The 350-nt window shown below is 29.4% G+C and carries 1 protein-coding gene; it reads right to left on the bottom strand.

Annotated elements, in window-relative coordinates:
* Window positions 1-350, bottom strand: a 350-nt coding sequence (gene coaD / locus ACYQ3D_RS12665; RefSeq protein WP_459838824.1) for a pantetheine-phosphate adenylyltransferase, incomplete at both ends; no start/stop codon positions are given.

Raw genomic sequence — 350 nt, 5'->3', positions numbered from 1 at the left:
TCAGGCACTAATCCACTTATACAACCATCAAATTGAAATACTTCCTTAACTGAACTAGAACTTAAATAATTATATTTAGCATCTGAAACTAACATTATAGTTTCTATATCTTTATTTAACTTCTTGTTCATTAAGGCCATTTGGAATTCCTCTTCAAAATCAGAAGTAGCTCTTAAACCTCTAATAATTAAATTAATCCCTTCTTCTTCTAAAAAATCAACCAATAACCCTCTCCAAATTGTCACTTCAACATCAGAAAAATGCTGTGTATTTTCCCTTATTATTTCTGCTCTCTTTTGAGCAGAAAATAAAGTATCCTTTTGGGGATTATCACAAACTACTATGATTAT

The sequence above is a fragment of the Halanaerobaculum tunisiense genome, assembly GCF_054657635.1.
Note: the sequence above shows the minus strand (reverse complement) of the source record. Positions and strands in the feature narration are given on the sequence as shown.